The organism is Microbacterium sp. OVT16B (assembly GCF_019969705.1).
GTDB classification, from domain to species: Bacteria; Actinomycetota; Actinomycetes; order Actinomycetales; family Microbacteriaceae; genus Microbacterium; species Microbacterium natoriense.
The window spans coordinates 1,305,907-1,330,465 of record NZ_JAHXZA010000001.1 but is presented as its reverse complement, the minus strand read 5'-3'; the positions used below and the strand labels follow the sequence as shown (position 1 = coordinate 1,330,465).

21 protein-coding genes are annotated in these 24,559 nt (G+C 71.7%); 6 read left to right on the top strand and 15 right to left on the bottom strand.

The annotated features are described in order from the left end of the window. Entirely contained in the window at positions 1-1,389 is a 1,389-nt protein-coding gene (locus tag LC438_RS06255; protein ID WP_223586116.1) for an amino acid permease, read from the bottom strand. Continuing rightward, positions 1,386-2,447 (bottom strand): histidinol-phosphate transaminase, encoded by a 1,062-nt coding sequence (locus LC438_RS06250; protein WP_223586115.1) that lies wholly within the window; start codon positions 2,445-2,447, stop codon positions 1,386-1,388. Before LC438_RS06250 ends, LC438_RS06255 begins: the two co-directional genes overlap by 4 nt. 310 nt (positions 2,448-2,757) lie before the next feature. On the opposite strand from LC438_RS06250, the gene trpS reads away from it, so the two are divergent. Together trpS and LC438_RS06240 are read left to right on the top strand one after the other, a co-directional pair. Then, entirely contained in the window at positions 2,758-3,807 is a 1,050-nt protein-coding gene (trpS, locus tag LC438_RS06245) for a tryptophan--tRNA ligase (protein ID WP_223586114.1), read from the top strand. Between the two features lie 22 nt (positions 3,808-3,829). Further along, complete coding sequence (locus LC438_RS06240; RefSeq protein WP_223586113.1) at positions 3,830-4,048, top strand: hypothetical protein; 219 nt, start codon at positions 3,830-3,832, stop codon at positions 4,046-4,048. Between the two features lies 1 nt (position 4,049). On the opposite strand, the gene LC438_RS06235 is transcribed toward LC438_RS06240, so the two are convergent. The 4 genes from LC438_RS06235 to LC438_RS06220 all read right to left on the bottom strand — a co-directional run bounded on the left by LC438_RS06235 (position 4,050) and on the right by LC438_RS06220 (position 7,965). Continuing rightward, positions 4,050-5,849, bottom strand: a complete 1,800-nt coding sequence (locus LC438_RS06235) for a thioredoxin domain-containing protein (protein ID WP_223586112.1) — start codon at positions 5,847-5,849, stop codon at positions 4,050-4,052. Positions 5,850-5,874: 25 nt separating this feature from the next. Further along, positions 5,875-6,444: an FMN reductase gene (msuE, locus tag LC438_RS06230; RefSeq protein ID WP_105672420.1), complete on the bottom strand. Its 570-nt coding sequence runs from the start codon at positions 6,442-6,444 to the stop codon at positions 5,875-5,877. A gap of 76 nt (positions 6,445-6,520) precedes the next feature. Further along, on the bottom strand, positions 6,521-7,357 hold the full coding sequence (locus LC438_RS06225; RefSeq protein WP_223586111.1) for an aldo/keto reductase: 837 nt from the start codon (positions 7,355-7,357) through the stop codon (positions 6,521-6,523). Positions 7,358-7,377: 20 nt separating this feature from the next. Next, positions 7,378-7,965, bottom strand: a complete 588-nt coding sequence (locus LC438_RS06220) for a TetR/AcrR family transcriptional regulator (protein WP_223586110.1) — start codon at positions 7,963-7,965, stop codon at positions 7,378-7,380. 79 nt (positions 7,966-8,044) lie between these two features. On the opposite strand from LC438_RS06220, the gene LC438_RS06215 reads away from it, so the two are divergent. Next, the gene (locus LC438_RS06215) at positions 8,045-8,830 is read left to right on the top strand and encodes an SDR family NAD(P)-dependent oxidoreductase (RefSeq protein ID WP_105672301.1); all 786 of its coding nucleotides are present in this window, start codon (positions 8,045-8,047) and stop codon (positions 8,828-8,830) included. Positions 8,831-8,835: 5 nt separating this feature from the next. On the opposite strand, the gene LC438_RS06210 is transcribed toward LC438_RS06215, so the two are convergent. After that, positions 8,836-9,972, bottom strand: a complete 1,137-nt coding sequence (locus LC438_RS06210; protein ID WP_105672423.1) for a heparan-alpha-glucosaminide N-acetyltransferase domain-containing protein — start codon at positions 9,970-9,972, stop codon at positions 8,836-8,838. A gap of 43 nt (positions 9,973-10,015) precedes the next feature. Here LC438_RS06210 and hrpA point away from each other — a divergent pair, with 43 nt between their 5' ends. Genes hrpA through LC438_RS06195 form a run of 3 tightly spaced genes read left to right on the top strand, consistent with a single transcriptional unit; the run spans position 10,016 to position 15,644 of the window. Then, a complete protein-coding gene (gene hrpA, locus LC438_RS06205; RefSeq protein WP_223586109.1) occupies positions 10,016-13,846 on the top strand; it encodes an ATP-dependent RNA helicase HrpA in 3,831 nt (1,276 codons plus the stop codon). A gap of 53 nt (positions 13,847-13,899) precedes the next feature. Further along, entirely contained in the window at positions 13,900-14,844 is a 945-nt protein-coding gene (locus LC438_RS06200; RefSeq protein WP_105672303.1) for an NADP-dependent oxidoreductase, read from the top strand. After that, positions 14,841-15,644, top strand: coding sequence for an alpha/beta fold hydrolase (locus LC438_RS06195; protein WP_223586108.1), 804 nt, complete (start codon positions 14,841-14,843; stop codon positions 15,642-15,644). Before LC438_RS06200 ends, LC438_RS06195 begins: the two co-directional genes overlap by 4 nt. A gap of 3 nt (positions 15,645-15,647) precedes the next feature. Here LC438_RS06195 and LC438_RS06190 read toward each other — a convergent pair whose 3' ends face one another. The 8 genes from LC438_RS06190 to LC438_RS06155 all read right to left on the bottom strand — a co-directional run bounded on the left by LC438_RS06190 (position 15,648) and on the right by LC438_RS06155 (position 24,537). Further along, on the bottom strand, positions 15,648-16,256 hold the full coding sequence (locus LC438_RS06190) for an alkylhydroperoxidase domain protein (RefSeq protein ID WP_105672305.1): 609 nt from the start codon (positions 16,254-16,256) through the stop codon (positions 15,648-15,650). Next, positions 16,253-16,837 (bottom strand): CMD domain protein, encoded by a 585-nt coding sequence (locus LC438_RS06185; protein WP_105672306.1) that lies wholly within the window; start codon positions 16,835-16,837, stop codon positions 16,253-16,255. The genes LC438_RS06190 and LC438_RS06185 overlap by 4 nt, the downstream gene beginning before the upstream one ends. Further along, positions 16,834-17,850 carry a putative FMN-dependent luciferase-like monooxygenase gene (locus LC438_RS06180; protein WP_223586107.1) on the bottom strand — a complete coding sequence of 339 codons (1,017 nt, stop codon included), beginning with the start codon at positions 17,848-17,850 and terminating at the stop codon, positions 16,834-16,836. Before LC438_RS06180 ends, LC438_RS06185 begins: the two co-directional genes overlap by 4 nt. Beyond that, positions 17,847-19,538, bottom strand: coding sequence for an ABC transporter ATP-binding protein (locus LC438_RS06175; RefSeq protein ID WP_105672308.1), 1,692 nt, complete (start codon positions 19,536-19,538; stop codon positions 17,847-17,849). Before LC438_RS06175 ends, LC438_RS06180 begins: the two co-directional genes overlap by 4 nt. Before the next feature lie 61 nt (positions 19,539-19,599). Further along, positions 19,600-20,478: an ABC transporter permease gene (locus LC438_RS06170; RefSeq protein ID WP_223586106.1), complete on the bottom strand. Its 879-nt coding sequence runs from the start codon at positions 20,476-20,478 to the stop codon at positions 19,600-19,602. Further along, the gene (locus tag LC438_RS06165; protein WP_105672310.1) at positions 20,475-21,422 is read right to left on the bottom strand and encodes an ABC transporter permease; all 948 of its coding nucleotides are present in this window, start codon (positions 21,420-21,422) and stop codon (positions 20,475-20,477) included. The genes LC438_RS06170 and LC438_RS06165 overlap by 4 nt, the downstream gene beginning before the upstream one ends. Next, positions 21,422-23,056 (bottom strand): TIGR04028 family ABC transporter substrate-binding protein, encoded by a 1,635-nt coding sequence (locus LC438_RS06160; RefSeq protein WP_105672311.1) that lies wholly within the window; start codon positions 23,054-23,056, stop codon positions 21,422-21,424. The genes LC438_RS06165 and LC438_RS06160 overlap by 1 nt, the downstream gene beginning before the upstream one ends. 110 nt (positions 23,057-23,166) lie before the next feature. Beyond that, positions 23,167-24,537, bottom strand: a complete 1,371-nt coding sequence (locus LC438_RS06155) for an NtaA/DmoA family FMN-dependent monooxygenase (RefSeq protein WP_105672312.1) — start codon at positions 24,535-24,537, stop codon at positions 23,167-23,169. Positions 24,538-24,559: the final 22 nt, after the last annotated feature.

Sequence of the window (24,559 nt, the reverse complement as noted above, 5' to 3'; positions counted from 1 at the left end):
CTACTCCCGCACCACGCCGGGCCGTGCGACGCCGCGCGTGAGGCGGGCGACGACGAGGAGCACCGCGGTGAGACCGATCGTGAGCAGCAGCTGCACGCGCGCGCCCTCGTCGATCATCGCGAGGGCGATGACGACGCCGAGCAGCACCAGGCACAGCCACGACAGCCACGGGAAGCCCCACATCCGCATCGGCATCGCCTCGCCGTCGCGGTCGGCGCGACGACGGAGGATGATCTGCGACACGGCCGTCGCGGTCCAGATGACCAGGATCGTCGAGCCGACGACGTTGAGCAGCGCGGGCAGCACGGCGTCGGGGTAGATCCAGTTCAGCGCCACGGTCACGAAGCCGAACGCCACCGAGGCGAGCACGGCGATGTAGGGCACGCCCTTGACGCTCGTGCGGGTGGCGGCGAGAGGGGCGAGGCCGCGCTCTCCAAGCGAGTACGCCATGCGCGAGGCGCCGTAGATGTTCGCGTTCATGGCCGAGAGCAGCGCGATGACGACGATGAGGTCCATCACGAGCCCCACGCCGGGCACGTTCAGCGTGTCGAGCACCGCGGAGAACGGCCCCTTCTTCACCGCCGGGTCGTTCCACGGGAGCACGGCGACGATCACGAAGATCGAGCCGACGTAGAAGATGAGGATGCGCACGAGCACCTCGCGGACGATGCGGCGGATGTTGCGAGAGGGGTCGTCGGACTCCGCCGCGGCGATGGCCACGACCTCGGTGCCGCCGAACGCGAACACCACGATGAGCAGCGCGGCGGCGATGCCGGTCATGCCGCTCGGAGCGAAGCCGCCGTGGTCGACGATGTGGGAGACGCCCGTCGCGGGGACGCCGGGGATCAGCCCGATGATGGCGCACACGCCCACCACGAGGAAGGCGATGATCGCGGCGACCTTGATCGCGGCGAACCAGAACTCGAAGCGTCCGTAGTTGCGCACGCCGAACAGGTTCACCGCGGTGAGGGCGACGACGAAGACCAGCACCCAGGCCCAGGCGGGGATGCCGGGCACCCACTGGGCGATGATGCCGCCGGCACCCGTCGCCTCGGCGGCGATCACGACGACGAGCTGGATCCAGTACAGCCACCCCACGGCGCTGCCCGCGCTTCGGCCCATCGCCTTCTGCGCGTAGGAGCTGAACGCCCCGGAGCTGGGGCGGGCGGCGACCATCTCGGCGAGCATCGCCATCACGAGGACGACGATGCCGCCGGCGACGAGGTAGGAGACGAGCACGGCGGGACCCGCGATGCTGATCGCCTGGCCGGATCCGACGAACAGGCCGGCGCCGATCGCGCCGCCGAGCCCCATCATGGAGATCTGCCGACGGGTGAGTCCCGGATGCAGGCCCTTGGTCGTGGTCGTGGTGGTGGGCACCTCGGTCATACGGTCGCCTCCTTGCGAACGAGCGTGGCTGCCACGCGGTCGATGTCGTCGATGCTGCCGGACGAGATGCGCACGCCCTCGCCGGGGAAGGCGCGGGCGATCACGCCGCCCTCGTGGAGCAGCGCCTCCAGCTCCGAGGTGCGCTCCCCCGCCGGCACCCACACGAAGTTCGCCTGAGAGGCGACGGCCGGCCACCCGGCATCCACGAGGAGAGCCTGCAGGCGGTCGCGCTGCACGACGACCTCCTCGATGCGCACGGCGAGCTCGTCCTCGGCATCCAGAGACGCCCTGGCCGCCGTCTGCGCGAGGTCGGTGACGCCGAACGGCACCGCGACCTTGCGCTGATTGTCGGCGACCTCGCGCGGGGCGATCGCGTAGCCGACGCGGAGACCGGCCAGCCCGTAGGCCTTCGAGAACGTGTGCAGCACCGCGACGTGCGGATGCCGGCGGAACAGCTCGATGCCGGCGCCGTAGCTGTCGGTGCGGTCGAAGTGCACGTACGCCTCGTCGATCACGACGAGGATGTCGTGCGGCACCGCGGCGACGTAGCGCTCCAGCTCCGCCGCGCTCACGACGGTGCCGGTGGGGTTGTTGGGGTTGCACACGAAGATCGCGCGGGTGCGCGGGGTGATCGCGGCGAGCATCGCGTCGAGGTCGTGCGCGTGCTCGGCGTCCAGCGGCACGGCCACGGGAACGGCCCCGGCGATGCGCACGAGCGAGGGGTAGGCCTCGAACGATCGCCACGCGAACATCACCTCGTCTCCCTCGCCCGCGACGGCGTGGATGAGCTGTGCGGCGAGCTCCACCGAGCCCGCGCCCACCGTGACGAGCGCGGCGTCGACGTCGTACCTGGCCGCGAGGGCGTCGCGCAGCGCGGCGGCGCTCATGTCGGGATAGCGGTTGATCGTGCCGAGACGATCCTGCACGGCGGCCACCACCGAGGCGAGCGGCGGGTGCGGAGACTCGTTCGAGGAGAGCTTGGACGCGCCGGCCGGCGCCGAACGGCCCTGACGATAGGCGGGAACGGCCTCGAGGCCTGGACGGGTGGGGAGGGTCATCGTCAGAGCATCCTTGCTGAGATCGGAGGCGACCGGCGTCGGCCGCTGTCGCGCAACACTAGACCGGATGCCGCCCGCTGGGCAAACGGTGCAGCATTCCCTGCGCAGGGCGCGCAGCCGAGCGGGTACTTCCCTCGAATCGCTGAGCAGTCTGCACAGTGATTCCCCCGCCGTAGGATGGATGCATGCGTTCTCTCCTCTCGGTGAGCTGGTGGCTGCGGTAGCAGCCCTCAGACGCATGTCTCGCGGGCTGCACGGCGGCCCGCGACCCGCGGATGTCTGTTCGTGCACCCATCGACCTGGAGCACACATGGATTCCTTCACCGCGACCGCCGCACGCATGCCCTCCCTGGAGCGCCGCATCGCCGACGACCCGTCCGGCTTCCGCATCCTCACGGGAGAGCGCCCCACCGGCGCCCTCCACCTCGGCCATCACTTCGGCACGATCAGGGAGCGCGTCCGACTCCAGGAGCTCGGGGTCGAGACCTTCGTGATCCTCGCCGACTATCAGGTGATCACCGACCGCGACGCGTCGGACGGCGTCGCCGCGAACGTCCGCTCGGCGATCCTCGACTACCTGGCCGCGGGGCTCGACCCCGAGCGCACGACGATCTTCACGCACTCCGCCGTGCCGGAGCTCAACCAGCTCCTGCTGCCGTTCCTCAGCCTGGTCAGCGAGGCGGAGCTGCACCGCAACCCGACCGTGAAGGCCGAGCACGCGGCATCCGGCAGGGCTCTGAGCGGACTGCTGCTGACCTACCCCGTGCACCAGGCGGCCGACATCCTCTTCTGCAAGGGCACCCTCGTGCCCGTGGGGAAGGACAACCTCCCCCACGTGGAGATCACCCGGCTCATCGCCCGACGGTTCAACGAACGCTACGCCGAGGTGTTCCCCGAACCCGAAGCGCTCGTGACGGAGACGCCGGAGCTGCCGGGACTCGACGGCCGCAAGATGTCGAAGAGCTACGGGAACGCGATCTCCCTGTCGATGACGGCGGACGAGACGGCTGCCCTGATCCGCCGCACCCCGACCGATTCGGAGCGCCTCATCACCTTCGACCCCGAGCGGCGCCCCGGAGTGTCGGGGCTGCTCCAGGCCGCGGCGGCATGCCTCGGCACGACCCCGGAGCGCGTCGCGGAGGAGGTCGGCGCGGCGGGCTCCTCCGGACTCAAGACCCTCGCGACGGAGGCCGTCAACGGCTTCCTCGCCGGGCATCGGTCCCGCCGGGCCGAGCTCGCCCAGGAGCCGGGTCTCGTCGACGACGTGCTGCGCAGGGGCAACGCCCGCGCCCGCTCGATCGCCGACGCCACCCTGCGCGAGGTCAGGTCCGCGATGGGCATGGGCTACGCCAACGTCTGATCTCACGGTCTACGATCGCCTCATGGCGGCCCCGGCAGGATTCGAGTACGTGGTGCGCGGAGGCGACGTCGTCATCCGCCATCACGGCACGACGGCGACCGTGCTGCGCGGAGCGAAGGCCGCCGCCTTCCTCGCCGAGGCCGACGCCGGCGACCCGCAGCTGCTGATGGCGCGGGTCACCGGCAACTACCGCCGCGGCAACGAACGCGCGGCGAAGCGGCATCCGCGCAACGCGAGCTGACTCAGCGCGTCGCGACGACCTCCGCCGGATCGCTCACGGGGAGACGGCACACGAACGCACGGCAGTCGTGCACGCGCTCCGGCACCGCGTCCTTGCCCTCGAACAGCTCGAACCCGGCCTCCGCGAAGGCGCGCGCCTGCGCGGGCGAGACCACGGCGACCGCCTCGGCATCCGCCGCGCGCGCCGCGACCGCGAGAGGGCCGTCCGGCGCCGATGTCACGGCGACGACCTGCCGCGGCGCATCGACGAGCCCCGCGGCCGCACGCAGCATGCTGCCGTGCGCGAAGGGCTGCGCCACCGAGGCCGCGCCGTGGACGCGCACGATCTCGGACGCCGCCTCCCGATAGCGCTCCCCCGCTCCCAGCCGCCACGCCGTCAGGGCGGCCGCCGCCACGGCGGACGCATCCGACGGGAGGTCGCCGTCGGAGTGATCAGGTGAGCCGGCGATGCCCTGCGCGGACAGCAGCGGATCGCCCGCGACGCCGGCGATCGCCTGGTCGAGCAGCTCCCGTGCCCTGACCGCCCATGCGACCTCTCCTCTCGCCAGGGCGAGCGCGAAGAGCCCGTCGGCGAGCAGTGCGAGATCGGATGCCGTCGCGGCGGCGGACGAGGGGATCCCCGCGAGCGATGTGCGCACGAGCCGGCCGTCCGGGGCGCGGTTGGCGCGCAGGACGGACTCCGCAGCCTCCGCCGCGGCGTCGATCCAGGTGCTCTCCCCGAGCCGGGCGCCCGCCCGTGAGAGCGCCCCGATCGCGAGTCCGTTCCAGCCCGTGATGATCTTGCCGTCGACCTCCGGGGGCTCGAGACCGGCGCGCTCCTGCGCGGTCCTCGCGTAGTAGCCGCCCTCGCTGCGGGTTCCGTCGATCCACGACTCCGAGTCCTGGGCGGCGCCGAACCCTCCACCCTCGCGGCGCAGGGAGCCCCGCAGGAACGAGACCACCCCCTCGGCCGTCGCATCGTCGCCCGAGGCGAGAGCGACGTCGAGAAGCTGCGCGTTGTCGGTCAGCATCCGCTCGTAGTGCGGAACCGTCCAGTCGCGCTGGGTGGCGTAGCGGAAGAACCCGCCGTCCCGATCCCTCAGCTCGGAGCCGACCATCGCGAGGAGCGCTCTCTCGGCGGCAGCGGCCGCCTCGGGAGCCTCTCGGCGCACCAGCGGCGTCTGCAGGAAGCTCAGCGCGGTCGCCACCGGGAACTTCGGCGCTCCGCCGAACCCTCCGTGGACCCGGTCCTCCCGATGGGCGATCGCCGTGGCCGCAGCGGCCAGATCAGCGGCGGTCGGCAGGTCGGAGGGAGCCGACCCCGTCGCTCTCGCGAGCGCGTCGGACACCGCATCCGCCGACTCCTCCGCCTGCGCGCGCCGCAGCGTCCAGGCCTCGCGCACCGCCGCCAGCACCTCGCGGAACGACGGCATCGGCGGGCGCGGCTCCGGGGGCCAGTAGGTGCCGGCGTAGAAGGCGCGGCCGCGCGGGGTCGCGAACACGGTGAGCGGCCAGCCGAGGCTCTGCGTGAAGGCGGATGCCGCCGCCATGTAGGCGCCGTCGACGTCAGGGTGCTCCTCCCTGTCGACCTTCACCGCGACGAACCCCTCGTCGATCAGCGCCGCGATGGCCGGATCGGCGAAGGACTCGCGCGCCATCACATGGCACCAGTGGCAGGTGGAGTAGCCGATCGAGATCAGCAGCGGCACATCCCGTCGCTGGGCCTCGGCGAAGGCCTCGGGACCCCAGGGGTACCAGTCGACCGGGTTCTCGGCGTGCGCGCGCAGGTACGGACTGAGGGTGTCGGCGAGCCGGTTGGTCATAGCCTCACCGTACGCCGCCGTCGGATCAGCCGGCGAGCAGCTCCACGGGTCTGGTGGCCGCGTAGCCGACGAGGGGCAGCGCGCGCTCAGCGGCGAGGGCGATCCTGCTGTGCAGGACCTCGGAGCTGATCTCGTACCCCGCGAAGTCCGTGTCGCTCGCGTACACGCCGAGCGGAAGCGTGAGCGCCTGGAAGAACGCGAACAGCGGACGCAGCTGGTGCTCAATGATCAGGGCGTGGCGCTCGCCGCCGCCCGTGGCGGCCAGGAGCACCGGCTTGCCGACGAGCTCGTACTGCCCCACGAAGTCGAACAGGTGCTTGAACAGACCCGTGAACGACGCCCGGTAGACGGGGCTGCCGACGATCAGCAGATCGGCCTTCTCGACCGCGAGGAGCTTGTCCTCCACCCGCGCGGGCAACTGGTCGCGGCGCAGCGCACCGGCGAGGTCCGGACCGATGTCGGTGAGCTCGATGAGCTCGAACTCGATGTCGGCGCGCTCGGCGATCGCGGCGCCGATGGCGCGGATGAGAGCGGTGGTCTTGCTCGGCTCGTGCAGGGAACCCGAGACGGCGACGACACGGTAGGCAGCTGTCATGCCGACGAAGCTACCCGCGACGACGCCCTGTGTCGCGGGCCGCGACACAGGGCGTCATGCAAGGAACGAGAGGGACTCAGTTCACGTCGTCGGGGTGGGAGCCGACGCGGCCCGACCCGTCCAGCGGGTCGAGTGCGTCGATCGCGGCGATCTCGTCCGCGGTGAGCTCGAAGCCGAAGACGTCGAGGTTCTCGCGCAGGCGCTCGGCGCGCACCGACTTCGGGAACACGATGTTCCCCTTCTGCAGGTGCCAGCGCAGCACCGCCTGTGCCGGGGTGACGCCGTGGGCGGCCGCGGCATCCGCGACGGCGGGCACGCCGAAGAGGTCGTACTTGCCCTGGCCGAGCGGTCCCCACGCCTCGATGCGGACGTCGTGGGCTTCGGCCCACGCGACGACATCGCGCTGCTGGTAGGCGGGGTGCAGCTCGATCTGGTTCACCGCGGGCACGACCCCCGTCTCCGCCACCGTGCGCTCCAGGTGGGGCACCAGGAAGTTCGAGACGCCGATGCTGCGCGTGAGCCCTGCCTCGCGCAGCTCGATCAGCTTCGCGAAGGCGTGCACGTAGTCGTCCTTCGCCGGCGTCGGCCAGTGCACGAGGTAGAGGTCGACGCTGTCGAGGCGCAGCTTGTCGAGGCTCTCGCGGATCGCGGCACGGGGCTCGTCGTCGTGGTGGCGGTCGTTCCACAGCTTGGTGGTGACGAACAGCTCCTCGCGCGGGATGCCGGATGCCGCGATCGCCGCCCCCACGCCCTCCTCGTTGCCGTAGATCGCGGCCGTGTCGATGTGCCGGTAGCCGATCTCGAGCGCCTCGCTCACCGCGCGCTCGGTCTCCGCCGGCGGCACCTTGAAGACGCCGTAGCCGAGCTGCGGGATGGAGTGGCCGTCGTTCAGTTCGAGAGCAGGAATCGTCATGATCTCCACCCTACGACCGCTCAGTCGAGCCCGGAGATCCCCGCGGACATGAGCCGGAACATCTCGACGGCGAGCACGTCGGGCCGTGGTCCGTCGTCGGTGGAGGCCCACTCCTCGAAGGCGATGCGGATCGCGTCCGTCGCGACGGCGGCGAGGATCCGCGCATCGGCTCCGGCCGCACCTCGGCCCTGCAGGATCTCCCTCAGCCGCCGTTCGGAGTCGTCGTTGACGCGCAGCCACACGTCGCGCAGCGCATCGTCGGACTCGATCCCGATCAGCAGCGCGCGCATGACCTGGAGGTCTCCCTCGCCGTCGGCGCCGAGTTGTCCGGCGATCACGGCGGGGATGCGCTCGCGGAGAGCGCCGTCCCCCGCCTCCGCGAACGCCGCCTGCCAGCGGGCGGCGCCGACCGTGAGGATCGGCGCGATCGCGTCCTCCTTGCGCGCGAAGTAGCGGTAGAACGTGCGCACAGACACCCCGGCGCGCTGGGCGATCTGCTCGGCGGTGACCTGCGCCACGCTCTGCTCCGCGAAGAGGGCGGCCGCCGCGCCCGCGATGTCGCGCTCGGTCGCAGCCTTGCGCCGCGCGGTCAGGGTCTGCGTCTCCACCGCCCCAGAGTACTAGTTGGCACATCGTGCCACCCAGGCATATCCTGCCAAGTGATCACACATCGACGAAGGGAAGATCATGAACCGCTACGAAGGACGTCGGGCGCTCGTCACCGGCGGAGGCTCTGGCATCGGCCAGGCCACCGTGCTGCGGATGCTGAGCGAGGGCGGCAGCGTCGTCGCCGCCGACGTCAGCGCCGCCGGCCTCGACGACACGGTCGCGAAGGCAGGGGCGCTCTCCGACCGCCTCACCACCGTCACCATGGACATCGGAGACGAGGCGTCCGTCCGCGCCGGGGTCGCCGCCGCCGTCGAGGCCCTCGGCGGGCTCGACGTGCTCGTCAACGCCGCCGGCATCCTGCGCTCCTCGCACACGCACGAGACGACGCTCGACCAGTTCGAGCAGATCATCCGCATCAACCTGGTCGGCACGTTCCTCGTGATCCGCGAGGCGATCCCCGCGCTGCGCGACGGCGCCTCGTCGGCCGTGGTGAACTTCAGCTCGACGTCGGCCGGCTTCGCGCACCCCTACATGGCCGCCTACGCGGCCAGCAAGGGCGGCGTGCAGTCGATGACCCACGCGCTCGCCGCGGAGTACGCCAAGAGCGGCATCCGCTTCACGGCCGTGCAGCCGGGCTCGATCTCCTCCGGCATGACGGACGGCTCAGGCCAGAGCCGTCAGAGCGTGGGCCCCGGCCTGCCCGAGGACGCCGACATGAGCCTCTTCATGAAGCTCGCCCCCGCGATCGGCCAGGGCTTCGCCGGACCGGAGTCCGTCGCCGGCGTCGTCGCGATGCTGGCGAGCGAAGACGGCGCCTTCATCACCGGCACCGAGGTGCGCATCGACGGCGGCACGCACTTCTGATCGGCTCACCTCGTCGGCACCGCAGCCATCGCCGTGGCCGCGGTGCCGACGAGCCGCTCCAGCGGACCACGCCCGAAGAAGATCGACCACACGGTGGCCAGCAGGAGCAGCACGATGGCCGTGAGCGCCCAGAACGCGTTGCTCTGGATGAAGCCGCCGGGGCCCGCGATGAGCGACACCGACACGACGTGCAGGCTGTATGCCGACAGCGGCATGGACCCCAGGGCGCCGAGCGGCAGCAGCACCCGACGCAGCGGGCGGCTCAGCAGCAGGCACAGCGCGATCACCACGAGCACGAATCCCCCGGAGCCGAGGATCTCGGCGGTGCCCCCGGAGTGCGGGTACGACGCGAAGATCGCCGACAGCACGGCGCCGAAGGGATCAGCATCGGCCAGCGCGTCCGGATATCCGCTCCAGCCATCGCCTCCCGACCACGCCCCCTCGGACTCCGACGTCCCGATGCCCGCGACCGCTCCGACCACCTCGAGCGCGAAGCCGACCACCGCGAGCCCGAGCCCGACGCCGAACGCGACGAGGGCGGTCTCGACGCGCTCGACCCGCAGACGGCCGAGTGCCAGGCCGCCGAGGACGAACGCCAACCAGACGGTGATCGGATAGGAGCCGTACAGGGCGAAGGAGATCCCCGCGCCGTAGGGATGCAGCGTCACGGCGGTGATCAGCGCCAGCACCGCGGGCCCGGCGACGGCGAGCAGCCCCGCGAGCAGGAGCAGGTGCGAGGGACGCCACCGCAGGAACGGGATGATCGCGACGTAGAGGATGCCGTAGAGGGTGAGGATCACCGCGATCGGGGTGTTGAACATCTCCAGCACCAGGCCGATCGCGAAGATGACGGCGCCCCGGCCGACGAGGTTGAGTCGCAGCGCCGGCATCCTGGCGGGATCGGGCAGCTCGCTGCGCCCGGTCATGAGCGCGATCGAGACGCCGGCGAGCACCGCGAAGAGGATCGACGAGCGGCCGTGCACGATCGCCAGCCAGGTCGAGGGGTCGAGCAGATCGAACTCCCCCGTCTCGCCGACGTGGGCGCCGGCCATGCCGAGGATCGCGAGGCCGCGGGCGATGTCGAGCCCCAGGATCCGCGGAGGGAGGCCGAACTCGCGGAACCATCGCAGCACTCTCGTCACCCGATGATCGTATGCGCTCGATCCCGGCATACGATGGAGGGCTATGTCTTCTCCCGTGATCTCCTACCCCCCTGAGCTGCCCGTCAGCGCGGCCAGGGAGGAGATCGCCGACGCCATCCGCGACCACCAGGTCGTGATCGTCGCCGGTGCGACGGGATCGGGAAAGACGACGCAACTGCCGAAGATCTGCCTCGAGCTGGGCCGTGAGCGCATCGCCCACACCCAGCCGCGCCGCCTCGCCGCGCGCACGATCGCCGAGCGCGTCGCCGAGGAGCTGCAGGTCGAGCTCGGCGGGGCCGTCGGCTACAAGGTCCGCTTCACCGACCAGGTCTCCGACGCCACGCGCATCGCGCTGATGACCGACGGCATCCTGCTCAACGAGATCCACCGCGACCGGCTGCTCCGCCGCTACGACACGATCATCATCGACGAGGCCCACGAGCGCTCTCTCAACGTCGACTTCCTGCTCGGCTACCTCGTGCGGATCCTCCCCGAACGCCCCGACCTCAAGGTCGTCATCACCTCGGCCACGATCGATCCGGAGAGCTTCGCGGCGCACTTCGCCGATGCCGACGGCCGCCCCGCGCCGATCATCGAGGTCTCCGGCCGCACGTACCCCGTCGAGATCCGCTACCGCGCGCGCACCGAGGAGACGGAGGACGACGAGGTCGCCGAGATCGTCACGGCGCTGCGCGAGCTCGACCGGGAGGCCCCGGGCGACGTGCTCGTGTTCCTCCCCGGGGAGGCGGAGATCCGCGATGCGGCCGACGCGGTGCGCGGTGCCTACCGCTCGCAGACCTCGCCGGTCGAGGTGCTGCCCCTGTACGGGCGGCTCTCCGCCGCCGAGCAGCACCGGGTCTTCGAGCGCTCCACGGTCGCGGGTCTGCGGCGCCGCGTGATCCTCGCCACGAACGTCGCCGAGACCAGCCTCACGGTGCCGGGCATCAAGTACGTCGTCGACACCGGCACCGCGCGCATCTCCCGCTACAGCAACCGCTCGAAGGTGCAGCGGCTGCCGATCGAGCCGGTGTCACAGGCGTCGGCCAACCAGCGCTCCGGTCGCGCAGGGCGCACGAGCTCCGGCATCGCCATCCGCCTGTACGGCGAGGACGACTACGACAAGCGCCCCGAGTTCACCGAGCCGGAGATCCTGCGGACGTCACTCGCCTCCGTCGTGCTGCAGATGCTGTCGCTCGGCTTCGGCGACATCACCGAGTTTCCCTTCCTCACCCCTCCGGATTCCCGCGGGGTCAAGGCCGCGTTCGACCTGCTCACCGAGCTGGGAGCGGTCGCCGACGGCAGGCTCACCCGCATCGGCCGGGACCTCGCGCGGATGCCGATGGACCCGCGGTTCGCCCGGATGCTCGTCGAGGCCTCGCGCACCGGCGTCACCGCCCAGGTGCTGCCGATCGTGGCCGGCCTGACGATCCAGGACGTGCGCGAGCGCCCGTCCGCAGACGCCCCGCAGGGGGTGCGCGACGAGGCGGAGCGGATGCACGCGCGCTTCGCGGATCCGACCAGCGACTTCCTCGCCGTGCTGAACCTGTGGAACCACCTGCGCGAGCAGCAGCGGGAGCTCGGCTCCAGCGCGTTCCGTCGGATGTGCCGCAGCGAGCACCTGAACTACGTGCGCGTGCGGGAGTGGTTCGACGTGCACCGGCAGCTGCGCTCCCTGGTGCGCGAGAAGGACGGCTCCGGCACCGCCGACCCCGATGCGATCCACAGGGCGCTCCTGTCCGGGCTGCTCTCGCAGATCGGCATCATCGACGAGCGCAGCACCGCCAAGGGCGGCACCCCGAAGAAGCGGACGGTGTCGGAGTACCGCGGGGCCCGCGGCATCCGCTTCTCGATCTTCCCCGGGTCAGGGCTGCGCAAGAAGAGCCCACGCGCCGTGATGGCGGCCGAGATCGTGGAGACCTCGCGGACGTTCGCGCGCACGGTGGCCGAGATCGACCCCGCATGGGCCGAGTCCCTCGCCGGAGACCTCGCGAAGCGTCAGATCAGCGAACCGCACTGGTCGAAGGATGCCGGAGCGGCCGTCGCCTTCGAGAAGGTGACGCTGTTCGGCGTGGAGATCATCCCCCGACGCCGCGTGCAGTTCGCCCGTATTGACCGCGCCGCCTCTCGGGAGATGTTCGTGCGGCACGCGCTCGTCGAGGGCGAGTGGGACCCGACCCGGATCGACAAGAGGGTGAGCGCGTTCTGGCGCAGCAACGCCGAACTGCGCAAGCGCCTCGAGAAGCTGGAGGAGCGCGAGCGCCGCCGCGACATCCTCGCCGGAGACGAGGCGGTGTTCCGCTTCTACGACGAGCGCATCCCGTCCGACGTCTTCGACGTGCGGTCCTTCGAGAAGTGGTGGCGCGAGGCCCTGACGGCGACGCCGAAGCTCCTCGTGATGCGCGAGGCCGATCTGCTCGACGACGACGGCCGCGCGGACCAGAGCGAGTTCCCGACCCGGTGGACGCAGGGCGACCAGGTGCTCGGGCTCGCCTATCGCTTCGAGCCCGGCGCCGCCGACGACGGCGTGAGCGTCGTGGTGCCGCTCGCACTCCTCGCGCAGATCGAGGACACGGGCTTCGACTGGCAGGTGCCCGGACTGCGCGCTGAGCTCATCACCGGACTCCTGCGCGCCCTCCCGAAGGCCATCAGACGGCACGTGGTGCCCGCAGCGGACTGGGCGGAGAAGTTCGGCGTCGAGCTCGCAGGGCAGGGACCGGAGTCGCACGACGGCCGCCCGTCGCGCACGCTGAAGGAGGCGTTGGCCCGTCTCATCCAGCCGCTCGCCAACCAGCTCGTCTCGGCTGCGGAGTTCGAGGACGATCGGGTGCCGGCGCATCTGCGCATGAACTTCCGCGCGGTCGATGAGCGCGGACGCGTGGTCGGCTCCGACCGCGACCTCGCCGCGCTGCAGAAGGGTCTGGCCGACCGCGCGCGCAGCAGCGTGGCTCGTTCGGTCGCCTCCCCCCGTCCCGCGGGCGCGAAGGGACCGTCGGCACCGGCCGCCACGGCCTCCATCGAGCGCAGCGGGCTCACCACGTGGACCTTCGGCGATCTCCCCGAGGTGCTCGACACCAGGGTCGCCGGCGGAGTCGTGCGCGGATACCCGGCGATCGTCGACCAGGGCAGGACCGTCGCGGTGCGGGTCGAGGCGACGGCGGATGCCGCGGCGGCGGCGACCCGCGACGGCGTGCTGCGCCTCGTGCTCCTCGCCGTGCCGACGCCCTCCTCGTACATCCAGGAGCACCTGACCAGCCAGGAGAAGCTGGCACTCGCGGCATCCCCGTACCAGAATGCGGCGGCGCTCATCGAGGACGCCCGCACCGCCGTGGCCCGCCGCGTGCTCGATGCGCGCGGCCCGCTGCGCACCGAGGCCGCGTTCGCGCAGGCGAGGGACGCCGTGTCCGCGACGCTGGTCGACGACCTGTTCGCGTGCGTGTCGCTGGTGGCGCGCGTCCTCACGAAGGCGCGCGAGGTGGAGCGCGGCATCAAGTCGCAGAACTCCCTCTCCCTCCTCGGGCCGCTGAACGACATCCGCACCCAGCTCGCAGGGCTCCTGCACCCCGGGTTCATCTCGGCGGCCGGCGTCGACCGTCTGGCGCACTTCCCGCGCTACCTCGACGGCATGCTCGACCGGCTGAAGACGCTCGCGAGCGAGCCGGGCAAGGACCGTTCGCGCATGAGCGAGTTCGAGCGGATGGCGAAGGCGTTCGAGGATGCCGGCGGAACGATCCCGCTCGCCGCCGACGCCGCGCCCGCCCTCGTGGAGACGCGGTGGCTGCTGGAGGAGTACCGGATCAGCGTGTTCGCGCAGCGCCTCGGAACCGCGCAGCCGGTGTCGCCGCAGCGCATCACGAAGGCGCTCGCGGCCCGCTGAGGGGTTGCCGGCCATCCGCCCCCTTGATCGGTTGCCGGAGCTAGCCTGGAGACATGGCTCGCGCGATCGTCTACACAGAGTTCGGTTCCCCTGACGTCCTCCATCTCAGCGACATCCCCGACCCGGTCGCTGGTGCCGGCGAGGTCGTCGTCCGCATCGAGGCAGCGGGGGTGAATCCGATCGACGCGAAGCTCCGCGGAGGCAGGAGGCCCTCGGCCCCGATCACCGAGCCGCGCAGGATCGGCTTCGACGGCGCCGGCGTGGTCGAGGCCATCGGCGAGGGCGTGGAGGGGTTCGCCGTGGGAGACCGCGTCGCGATCCGCGACACGCTCGGCACCTACGCCTCGGCGCTCGCGGTCCCGGCTGCTCATCTCGCCCCGCTCCCCGACAGCGTCACCGTCGCCGAGGGCGCGGCGATCGCGATCCCCGCGGGTACGGCGTATCAGGCGCTGCGCTCACTCGCCGTGACCGCCGGCGACGTCCTCCTCGTCCACGCGGGCTCCGGGGCTGTCGGCCAGGCGGCCGTGCAGTTCGCGGTGGCCTGGGGTGCGACGGTCATCGCGACCGGGAGCCCGGCACGACACGATCAGCTGCGCGAGCTCGGCGCGATCCCCGTCGCCTACGGGAACGGGCTGCTCGATCGCGTGCGCGCCGCCGCGCCGCACGGAGCGACCGTCGCCCTCGACTGCGCTGGCACCGACGAGGCGATCGAGACCTCGCTCGCCCTCGTCTCCGACCGCGACCGCATCGCGACGATCGTGCGCGGACCGGACGCCGCGTCCTTCGGCATCCGTGCGTTCTCCGGCGGATCGCCGATCCCGCTCACGGAGCAGGAGCTCGCCTGGCGCGCCGAGGCGCTGCCCGCCACGATCGCGCTCATCGCCGCGGGCGACTTCACGGTCGAGCTCGGTCAGGAGCTGCCGCTCGCCGAGGCGGCGCGAGCCCACGAACTCGTGGAGTCCCACGCCGCCGACGGCAAGCTCATCCTCGTCCCGTGACTCTGATCACCGTCGCCTCCGGGCGCGCGCAGCTCGCCGCCGAGGCGACCGGTCACGGCGGCGCCGTGCTGATGATCCACGCCGGTGTGACCGACAGGACATCGTGGGACTCCCTGGTCGCACGGCTCGGAGACGGTTTCCGCACGGTCAGGTTCGACGCCCGAGGGTACGGGGAGACCGCCTACGAGACCGAGGACGGGTGGTCACCCGTCGCAGACGCGCTCGCCGTCTTGGATGCCTGCGAACCGGGCGCCGCAGTCGTGATCGGATGCTCGATGGGCGGCAGAACGGCGCTCGATCTGACGCTCGCGCACCCGGACCGGGTGTCGGCGCTCGTGCTCATCGCACCAGCCGTGAGCGGTGCTCCCGCGCCCGTGCTCGCCCCGAGGGTTGCTGAGCTGGATCAACTGATCGACGCAGCAGACGCCGACGGAGACGTCGATGAGGTGAACCGCCTCGAGGCGATCGTCTGGCTCGACGGGCCGGAACGCCCCGGTCGCGCCTCGCACACGGCCCGCGAGCACTTTCTGGCGATGAACGGCGTCGCCCTGCGCGCAGCCGATCCGGGTGAGCAGTCCGAGCCTGGCGACGCCTGGACGCGCCTCGGCGATATAGCGGTGCCGACGCTCGTCATCGTCGGCGACCTCGACCTCGAACACATCCGGCGCTACGCCCTCCAAGTCGCCGCGAGCATCCCCAATTCGACGTTCCTCGAGCTGCGGGATGTCGCTCACCTCCCCCATCTGGAGGCGCACGACGGAGCACTCGACGCCGTCGCGGGGTTCCTTGCGGCGCGTTGAGGATCAGTCCGGCGCAACCGGACGCCCGATCGACAGCATGAGCCGGTTGGCCCAGTTGAAGAACGCCGCGCCGTGGATGACGTCGGAGATCTCGAGATCGTCGAGACCCGCCGCACGCAGCCGGGCGACCTCAGCGGGGCCGAAGGCGCTCGGAGTGTCGGTGAGGGCGACGGATGCCGCGACCACGGCGTTCCACCGCTCGCCGAGATCGGCGTCCGTCCCCTCGTCGAGGAGGAGGTCGACGTCGTCGGGCCGCTTGCCGTAGTGCGCCGCGAACCGCGAGTGCACGGAGGCGCAGAACACGCAGCCGTTGCGACGAGACGCGGCCGTCGCCGCCAGCTCGCGCTCCGCACGGGGAAGGCCCTCCGCGACGTTGTAGAAGATGTCCTTGTCGACCAGGGTGCGCGCCTTCAGCACCTCGGGGTCGCGCGCCAGCAGCCGGAAGTAGTCGTTCTTCGCGCGCGCCGCCTCGACGAGTCCGTCGTAGTGGCGCTCGGTGAGCTCCTCTTCGGCGAGCGGCGCGAGGTGGGGTCGCCAGCCGACCTCGGCACGCGTGAAGGCGTGCGGATGCGGGGCGTCGTGGTGCACGAGCACGGAGTCCGCGACGGTCATGCCGCCGCCCCCAGAACGCGGAGGCCGGTGACGACCCGCTGCTGGAAGGCGAGGAAGGAGACGAGCTGCGACAGCGTGACGATGCCGTCTGCCGACCAGCCGGCGTCCAGCAGTCGCTCGATGTCGTCGCCCGACGCCTCGCGCGGCCGGAGCATGAGCAGGTGCGTGTGCGCGAGCGCAGCGGCCAGCCGCGACCCGAGCGCATCGACGGCGTCACCGTCCGGGGTGTAGCGGGGTCCGTCCGTGCTCTCGGAGCGCAGCCCCTCCTCCGTGTAGGCGCCGTACGGGCCCGTCGTCGCGGCCTCGGCGGCCTCCGCGAGGACGATCGCCGCTCGCCGCGGGTCGGCGGCGAGCGCGCGGTCGGCGTAGAACGTGCCCGTGGCGTCGGTGTCGCCGGCGAGCCGCGTCGCGAAGGCCGCGACCAGCTCCCGCTCCTCCTGCGAGACGTGCGCGACGGAGACGGGCCGGAACAGCGCGTCGAAGCTCGCCTGCAGCTGCTCCCTGGTCACCGGACGGCGGCGCCGCAGCTCGTCGAGCTCGGGCGTCACCCCCGCGATCTGATCGACGATGTCGGTGGTCATGCCTTCTCCTTGATGGTGTCGAGGGTGTAGCCGAGGGCCGGGGCGACCCTGTCGGCGAAGAGCTCGATCGAGCGCAGCACGTGCTCGTGCGGGGCGTCGACCGAGTGCACCTGGAACGCGACCTCCGTGGCCCGCGCGAGCGTGGTGTCGGCGGCGAGCGACTCGGCGACCTCGTCCGGCGTGCCCAGGTGGGTGTCGAGCGCCGCGATGAGGTCGTCGAGGTCGTCGCCGGGGATCGTCTGCCCCTGACTCCGGAAGCCTTCGGCGGCCCGGCGCAGCCCGACCTCGGCGAAGCGCAGCGCCTCGGCCCTGTCATCCGCCACGAACACGGTGCGGGACGCCGTGATCCGCGGCGCGACGCCCTCGGGCAGCGCCTCGAGGTACGCGTCGATGATCGGGTCCTGCAGTGCCGACAGCGGGGCGTGCAGGTCGTCGGCGCGACGCGGCTGCGTGCGCGAGAGCAGCAGGCCGTGACCGTGCACGCCGGCCCTGTGACTGCCCGGCGCCGAGAACGTCGCCTGCCAGATGCGGTCGGCGAGCGAGCCGGCATCCGGGTAGAGCGTGTTGTCCGCGCCGATGTCGCGTCCGGCCAGCGCATCCAGCAGCACCCCGAGCTTGCGGTCGTAGGTCGCCGCCTTCGCGCGCACGTCCTCCCCGAAGGGCGCGAACGACGACGGCGTGCCGCCGCTGCCGAGACCGAGGTCCAGCCGCCCACCAGAGAGCAAATCCGTCACGACCGCGTCCTCCGCGACCCGCACGGGGTCCTCCAGAGGCAGAGTGATGACGCCGGTGCCGAGGCGGATGCTCGTGGTGCGCGCCGCGACGTTCGCGAGCAGGACGAGCGGCGACGGCAGGCCTCCCTCCGCCGCGCGGAAGTGGTGCTGCGCGACCCAGGCGCGGCCGACGCCGTACCTCTCCGCCTGCTGGATCTGCTCCGTCGCGAGCGCGTAGCGCTCCGCCGGGGCGGCGTCGTCGAGCAGCCGGGTGAAGAAGGCGACAGTGGGCGCGGTCATGAGAGGGCTCTTCCTGTGAGTGCGGCGGTGAGTGCGGCTGCCGGTTCGGCTGTGCGTTCGGCAGCGCGTCCCGGGACCGCGGCGAGCAGTTCCCTGGTGTAGTCGTGCTGCGGGTCGCGGAAGAGCTCCTCGGTGGCGCCCTCCTCGACGATCCGGCCGCGGCGCATGACCGAGACCGTGTGGCTGATCCTGCGGACCACCGCGAGGTCGTGCGAGATGAACAGGTACGTGAGCCCGAGCTCCGCCTGCAGCGAGGCCAGCAGCTCGAGGATGCGCGCCTGCACGGTGACGTCGAGGGCGGACACCGCCTCGTCGAGCACGAGTATCTCGGGGTCGATGGCCAGCGCCCGCGCGATCGCGACGCGCTGCCGCTGGCCTCCGGAGAGCTCGCGCGGAGTCCGCCGGGCCAGATCGGCGGGCAGCGCCACCCTGTCGATGAGGGCGAGAGCGCGCTCGCGCCGCTCGGCCTTCGACCCCACACGGAAGTTCTGCAGCGGCTCGGCGACGATGTCGGCAACCTGCTGTCGCGGATCGAGCGAGGCGAAGGGGTTCTGGTACACGAGCTGGATCCGTCGGCGCAGCGCCCGCAGTCCCTCGCCGGACACCCCGGTGACGTCCTCCCCGTCCAGCCGTATCGTTCCGGCATCCGCCCGCTGGAAGCGCGTGATCAGCCGCGCCGTCGTCGTCTTGCCCGACCCCGACTCCCCCACCAGCGCGTGGGTGGTGCCACGGCGCACGCGGAAGGAGACGTCGTCGACCGCGCGGAAGCTCTCGCGTCTCTTGACCCTGAACTCCTTCACGAGCCCCTCGGCGACGATCGCGTACGGATCCTCGGCGGCGACGGCGGCGGCGTCGCGCAGGAACGGCGGCGCCTCGGGACGACGGAAGCCGGTGACGAACGCCGGGGCGTCGGCGAGGAGCTGCCGCGTGTAGGCGTCGGAGGGGGCCGCCAGCACGTCGGCGCTCGCGCCCTGCTCGACGATGGCGCCGTCCTTCAGCACCACCAGCTGCTGGGCGCGGTCGGCGGCGACGCCGAGGTCATGGGTCACGAGCAGGATGCCGGTGCCCTCCTCGCGCCGCAGCTCGTCGAGCAGATCGAGCACGCGCCGCTGCACCGTGGCGTCGAGCGCACTGGTCGGCTCGTCGGCGATGAGCACGCGCGGTCGCAGGGCGATCGCCGTGGCGATCAGCACGCGCTGGCGCATGCCGCCGGAGAGCTCGTGCGGGTACTGGCGCGCCCGCAGGTCGGGGTCGTCGATGCCGACCCGGTCGAGCAGCTCGAGCACGCGGGCGCGACGCCGCCGGCGGTCGCGATGACCGTGCAGGCGCAGGATCTCCTCGACCTGCGCGCCGATCGGCCGCACGGGGTCGAGGGAGGTCACCGGATCCTGCGGCACGAGGCCGACGATCGGACCGCGGATGCCGCGCAGTGCCCGGTCCGACCACCCCGAGACGTCGAGGTCGCCGAGGCGCACCGAGCCCGCGTCGACGCGGCCGCCCTCCGGCAGGAGCCCCAGGATCGCGTGCGCGGTCGTGGACTTGCCCGATCCGGACTCCCCGACCAGGGCGAGGGTCTCCCCCTCGTTCAGCTCGAACGACACCCCGTGCACGACCTCTCGGCCCGCATAGGAGACCCGCAGGTCGGCGGCGGTGAGGACGGTCCCGCCCGTGGGAGCGTTGACGGTCATCGGATGTTCCTTCCGAGGCGGTGGCTGATCTGTACCCGCACACCCGGCGCACCGTGGACGCTCATCGGATGTTCCTTCCGAGACGGTGGCTGATGCGGTTGGCGCTGAGCACGACGGCGACCACGACGAGACCGGGGAGGGCCGTGAGCCACCACGACGTCCCGATGTAGTTGCGTCCCTCCGCGATCAGCAGACCCCACTCCGGGGTGGGCGGCGGGGCCCCGTACCCCAGGAAGCCCAGGGTGGAGATCGCGAGGATCGCGGTGCCGAACTGCAGGGCGGCGAGCGCGACGATCGGCGTGAGCGAGTTCGGGAGCACGTGCCGGCGGAGCACGGCGAAGAAGGTGCCCCCGCTCCCGTACGCGGCCTCGACGTACTCGGTGCGCCGCACCCGTGCGACCTCGGAGCGCATCAGCCGCGCGAAGGCGGCGATGCTGCCGAGACCGACGGCGATCGCGGCGTTCACGGTCCCGAACCCGAGGAGGATGATGACCGAGAGCGAGAGCAGCAGTCCGGGGATCGCGAGCAGCACGTCGACGACCCGCATGAGGATGTCGTCGACGATGCCGCCAAGCGCCCCGGCGACCGCGCCGATCAGGGTGCCGAGGCCGAGCCCGACCGTGACGGCGATGAGCGCCCCGGAGAGCGAGTGCACCGACCCGTGCACGACGCGCCCGAACAGGTCCCTGCCGAGGGCATCGGTGCCGAACCAGTGCGACCCGCTCGGCGGGAGGAGCTTGTCGGCCGGCGCCCCGGAGAGCGGATCCCCCGGAGCGAACACCCCGGGGATCACGGCCCACAGCACGACCACCGCGACGAGGGCCACCGCGACGTAGAGGCCCCACGGGCGACGAGGCCGACGGGGCCGACGGCTGGCGACGACCCGGGCGACGTCCTCGGACACCGGCGCAGGGGCAGGAGCAGCGACGAGCGCGGTCATGAACGGACTCCGATCGCGGGGCGGACACGCTGACGCGGGTCGATGAGCGGGGTGACCAGATCGACGGCGAAGGAGATGAGCACGAAGCCGAGGGCGGACAGCAGCACGACGCCCTGCAGCACCGGGATGTCCTGGTTCGCCACGGCCTGTTCCGTGAGCCTGCCGATGCCCGTGCGTCCGAACACCGTCTCGGTCACGACGGCGCCGCCGACGAGCTCGCCGAACAGGACGCCCGCGATCGTGAGCGCGGGGACGGCCGCATTGCGCGCGACCGATCGCGTGAGCACCCACGTCGGAGGGGCGCCCTTCGCGCGCACCACGGTGATGAAGGGCTGCGCCTGCACCTGATCGACGGCGCGCACGAGCACCTGGGCGAGCGGAGCCGAGATCGGGACGGCGAGCGTGAGCACCGGCAGGATCAGCCCCCGCACCGGATCGGCGCCCACGATCGGCACCCAGCCGAGGCCGAAGGAGAACACCTGGATGAGGAGGATGCCGAGCCAGAACACCGGCACGGCGACGAAGAGGCCGGGCACCTGACGCAGTCCGTCGCGGAGCCACGCGAACGGGGCCAGAGACGACACGGCCGCGATGAGCACGGCGAGCAGCAGGGCGACGACGAGACCGAGCGCGGCCAGCAGCAGCGTCGCGGGCAGCGCCTCGGCCAGCATCCTGAGCACCGGGGTGCCGAACTGGGTCGAGTAGCCGAAGTCCCCGGCGACGAAGCCGAGGCCCGCGTGCACGTACTGCTCCCACCACGGCACGTCGGCGCCGTAGGCCGCGCGGATGCCGTCGAGCTGCTCGGGCGAGAGCCCCAGACTCGGGTCGGAGAACTTGATGAGGATCGCATCCCCCGGCAGCAGCTGCAGCAGGAAGAAGGTGGCCGTGAAGGCCGCGATCAGAACGATCGCGGCCTGCCCGGCTCGTCGGAGGACGAAGGTCATCAGTGCTCCTGGAGCCAGACCTCGGAGAAGGTCGGGCGGCCGACCGATTCGGACGCGAAGCCCTGCACGTAGGTCGCCGCTCCGTACACCTGCGGCTCCTCGAACAGCGGGATGACGTACGCCTGCTCGGCGATGTAGTCCTGCACCGCCTGCGACGCCTTCACGCGCTTGTCGGCGTCGGGCTCGGAGGCCACGGCGAGCAGCAGGCGGTCGAGCTCGGCATCCTCGGAGATGAGCACGTCGCGGTTCTTCGTGAAGAACTGGCTCTTGATCACATCGAGATCGGCGCGGCCGACCATCGAGTGGTAGAAGCCCGTCTTGAGCGGATCGCGCGTGTCCTCGGCGTAGCTGCCCGCGTCTCCCGGCTTGACGGTCAGTTCGACGCCCGCCTTGGCGAGCTGCTGGGCGACGAGCTCGAGCGTGGCCTTCGACTGCGGCTGCGGCTTGGCCTCGTAGACGGTGATCGAGAGCCGCTGGCCGTCCTTCTCGCGGATCCCGTCGCCTCCGACCTCCCACCCGGCCTCATCGAGGAGCTTCTTCGCCTTCTTGAGGTCGTAGACGTAGTGCTCGGACTCGTCCTTGTAGCCGAGCGCCTCGGAGGAGAGCACCGACGTGGCCACCGGGTAGTTCTCGGTGAAGAGGGTGTCGACCACCTCCTTGGCGTCCACCGCCGCGACGAGCGCCTGCCTGACCGTGATGTCGCTCAGGATCGGGTTCCCCGGGCGGAGGGCGATCGAGTTGTTCACACCGCGGGTCTGCGGCGCGTACAGCGTGAAGCCGGCGCCCGAGACGCGGGCCTCGTCGAAGGCCTGGACGTACCGGACGAGGTCGGCCTGACCGGCGAGCAGCGAGCCGATGCGCACGGAGTCCTCCGGCGTCACGATCACGTGCACGTCGTCGAGGTACGGGCGGCCCTGGTTCGCGGCGCTCTCGGGAGCCCACGCGTAGTCCTTCCGCGCCTGGAGCGTGTACTCGGTGCCGAGCTTCTCCCCCGTCACAGTGAACGGCCCGGAGCCGATGATCTCGGCCGCGTTGCCTGCGCCGAAGTCCTCGATCGTGCCGTCCAGCGTGTCCGGCGAGAGCAGCCCGGAGTTGATGGTCGACGTCGCCTGCAGGAACCCGGGAGACGGGGCGGAGAAGCGGAACGTGACGGTGTCGTCGTCGACGACCTCGCTGCTGGCGTAGTTGTTCACCGCCTCGGAGACCGTGAGCCCCCGATCCGGTGCTCCGAGCCCGTAGGTGTCGAAGTTCTTCGCGACCGCCGCGGCGTCGAGCGGGGTGCCGTCGGAGAACGTGACCCCGGGGCGGAGGTCGAAGGTGTACTCGGTCGCGTCGTCGTTCACCGTCCAGTCGGAGGCGATCCAGGGCTCGATCTCGAGCGTCTCCGGGTTCTGCCACGTCAGACGAGCGGTGATGTTGTTGACGATGCCGCCGTTCGGGTAGAAGCCGGCCTGCGGCGGGTACAGGTTCGTGTAGGTCTGGTGCTCGAGGTAGGTGAGCGTGCCGCCCGTGACGGGGTCGCCGCCGGCGGAGGGCGCGTTCGCCGGCGCCGGAGACGAGGCGCAGGCGGCGAGACCGGCCGCCATGACGAGCGGGAGTGCGACGGCGACGGCGCGGACAAGGCGACGATTCATGCGGGGGCCTCCTGGAGGGTTCGGGTATGCAGGGTGCGACTCACGTTAGGGACGAGGGATGCCGGGCGACGATGCGGCGGACACGACCGTTCACGAGCGGTCACCCGCTGTCACGCATCGACATGCGACGTAATGCGCAGGCGGTCGCGGAGGGTGCCGCCGTCGCGTCCGAGCAGCCCTCTGCGGCGCAGCTCGGGGGCGGCGAGCCGGGTGAACGCCTCGAACTGCGCGGGTTGGAAGGCGGAGAGGACGTTGAATCCGTCGGCCGCCCCCTCGTCGCGCCAGGTCTCGAAGTGGTCGGCTATCGCCGAGGCGTCGCCGACCACGAAGGCCGCCGGCACCGCGTGCGCGGCCACGAGATGACGCCAGGTCACCGGATGCTCTCCGCCGACGCCGAGACCGGCGATGCGCGCGACGCGGGCGATCAGCGCCTCTCCCGCCGATCCGAGCCGCGCGGCCTCGTGGGCGGTCACCGGCGCATCGAAGGACGCCGCCCTGAGCGGGTCGTCGGCCGCTACCCCGAGCGCGTCGGCCACCGCCTCGACCGTGCGGTTCGGAGGGAAGGCCGTCCGATCCCGCTGATGCCCCTCCGCCAGCGGCACGAGGGAGAGCAGCCTCTCGACGATGCGGTGGGCCTCGGCATCCGACTCCGCGACCACCGGGAGCACGGGGGCGATGACCTTCACGTCGTCGGGAGAGCGTCCGGCCTCTGCCGCGATGTCGCGCAGAGTGCCGCGCGTCGCGATCGCGTCCGCGAGGGTCGGCGCCGCGATGAGCGCGAGATCGGCCTCGGTCGCGGCGAGGTGGCGCGACCGGGGCGAGGTGCCCGCGTGCACGATCGGGATCTGCCCCTGCGGAGGTCGGGCGACGTTGAGAGGACCGTCCACCCGCACGTGGTCGCCGCGGACGTCGGCGGGGCGCAGACCCTCCGGATCGATGAGCACGCCGCGCTCGGCATCGGCGACCCAGGCGTCCTCGCTCCACGAGTCCCACAGTCGGCGGAGAGCGGTGACGAACTCCTCCGCCCTGTCGTAGCGGCCCTCGTTGTCGGCGTGCGCGTCGCGGCCGTGGTTGCCCGCAGCCCGCGGCTCGGCGCCGGTGACGAGGTTGACGCCGGCGCGGCCCCCGGAGAGCACGTCGAGCGATGCGAGCGAGCGCGCCGTCGTGTAGGGATCGGCGTAGGTGGTGTTCACCGTCGCGATGAGCCCGATACGGGAGGTGAGCCCGGCGAGGAACAGCACGGCGCTCACCGGGTCGATCCGTGCGAGCAGGTAGGGGTCGCGGAACTCGAGGTCGGGCCCCGTGGCCAGCCAGTCCCCGAAGAAGAGGTAGTCGAGACCGGCATCCTCTCCCTCCTCCGCGATGCGCCGCAGGACGGCGTGGTCGGCGGACGGGTCGCGGTGGGCGTCGGGGTGACGCCACCCGGAGGGGTACGCGCCGAGAGTGCGCACCATGGCGCCGATGATGAGCGGTTCGGTCATGGCGGCCACGGTACGAGCGGTC

Coding starts and splice junctions, on each gene's coding strand:
- LC438_RS06155 (WP_105672312.1), bottom strand. CDS start 24,537: ATGACCGAACCGCTCATCATCGGCGCCATGGTGCGCACTCTCGGCGCG.
- LC438_RS06185 (WP_105672306.1), bottom strand. CDS start 16,837: ATGACCACCGACATCGTCGATCAGATCGCGGGGGTGACGCCCGAGCTC.
- LC438_RS06180 (WP_223586107.1), bottom strand. CDS start 17,850: ATGACCGCGCCCACTGTCGCCTTCTTCACCCGGCTGCTCGACGACGCC.
- LC438_RS06175 (WP_105672308.1), bottom strand. CDS start 19,538: ATGACCGTCAACGCTCCCACGGGCGGGACCGTCCTCACCGCCGCCGAC.
- LC438_RS06235 (WP_223586112.1), bottom strand. CDS start 5,849: ATGACCAACCGGCTCGCCGACACCCTCAGTCCGTACCTGCGCGCGCAC.
- LC438_RS06170 (WP_223586106.1), bottom strand. CDS start 20,478: ATGACCGCGCTCGTCGCTGCTCCTGCCCCTGCGCCGGTGTCCGAGGAC.
- LC438_RS06255 (WP_223586116.1), bottom strand. CDS start 1,389: ATGACCGAGGTGCCCACCACCACGACCACGACCAAGGGCCTGCATCCG.
- LC438_RS06225 (WP_223586111.1), bottom strand. CDS start 7,357: ATGACGATTCCTGCTCTCGAACTGAACGACGGCCACTCCATCCCGCAG.
- LC438_RS06240 (WP_223586113.1), top strand. CDS start 3,830: ATGGCGGCCCCGGCAGGATTCGAGTACGTGGTGCGCGGAGGCGACGTC.
- LC438_RS06160 (WP_105672311.1), bottom strand. CDS start 23,056: ATGAATCGTCGCCTTGTCCGCGCCGTCGCCGTCGCACTCCCGCTCGTC.
- LC438_RS06200 (WP_105672303.1), top strand. CDS start 13,900: ATGGCTCGCGCGATCGTCTACACAGAGTTCGGTTCCCCTGACGTCCTC.
- hrpA (WP_223586109.1), top strand. CDS start 10,016: ATGTCTTCTCCCGTGATCTCCTACCCCCCTGAGCTGCCCGTCAGCGCG.
- LC438_RS06250 (WP_223586115.1), bottom strand. CDS start 2,447: ATGACCCTCCCCACCCGTCCAGGCCTCGAGGCCGTTCCCGCCTATCGT.
- msuE (WP_105672420.1), bottom strand. CDS start 6,444: ATGACAGCTGCCTACCGTGTCGTCGCCGTCTCGGGTTCCCTGCACGAG.
- trpS (WP_223586114.1), top strand. CDS start 2,758: ATGGATTCCTTCACCGCGACCGCCGCACGCATGCCCTCCCTGGAGCGC.
- LC438_RS06215 (WP_105672301.1), top strand. CDS start 8,045: ATGAACCGCTACGAAGGACGTCGGGCGCTCGTCACCGGCGGAGGCTCT.
- LC438_RS06165 (WP_105672310.1), bottom strand. CDS start 21,422: ATGACCTTCGTCCTCCGACGAGCCGGGCAGGCCGCGATCGTTCTGATC.
- LC438_RS06190 (WP_105672305.1), bottom strand. CDS start 16,256: ATGACCGTCGCGGACTCCGTGCTCGTGCACCACGACGCCCCGCATCCG.